The organism is Sulfitobacter sp. HI0129, assembly GCF_001635395.1.
Lineage (GTDB): Bacteria > Pseudomonadota > Alphaproteobacteria > Rhodobacterales > Rhodobacteraceae > Sulfitobacter.
This window is the reverse complement of sequence record NZ_LWGH01000184.1, coordinates 1-567: the sequence shown is the minus strand read 5'-3', so window position 1 is coordinate 567 and position 567 is coordinate 1. Positions and strand designations below refer to the sequence as shown.

Sequence of the window (567 nt, the reverse complement as noted above, 5' to 3'; positions counted from 1 at the left end):
TGTCTGTGAACCCTGTCTCAGGTTTAAGGGCAAAAATATCAGAATTAAAGGCAAAATCTCATATTTAAGGGCAAAGCTCAGCCGTTGATTTCGTTGGATTTCCCATCTCACAATTAAGGGCTACGCGACACCTTGGGATCGATGAAGAAACGTTGGAGATCCGGGCCGTCGAAGTCACCGGGAGCCACATCGGTGATGCGCCCATCCTACCCACCTTCTCGACCAAATCCCGCAGGACCAGGAAATCGGTAGCGTTACGGCTGATGGCGCCTACGACACGCGCAAATGCCACGATGCGATTGCAGATCGCGGTGCCCATGCCGTCATCCCGCCCCGCAAGAACGCGAAGCCCTGGAAGACGATCACCGCCGGAGCCGTGGCGCGAAATGAGGCCCTGCGCGCGGCGAAATACCTGGGCCGCGCGCTCTGGCGACGATGGAGTGGATACCACCGCCGAAGCCGCGTCGAGACAAAGATGCATTGTATCAAGTTGCTGGGCCAGCGGCTCATGGCACGGGACTTCGATCGACAGGTCGCCGAACTCCAGGTCCGCATCGCCGTCCTGAA

Annotated in this window: 1 pseudogene; it reads left to right on the top strand. The window is 58.0% G+C overall.

Annotated elements, in window-relative coordinates:
• Nucleotides 1-128 precede the first annotated feature (128 nt).
• Nucleotides 129-567, top strand: a pseudogene (locus A3764_RS23850) (IS5 family transposase); the annotation flags it as partial.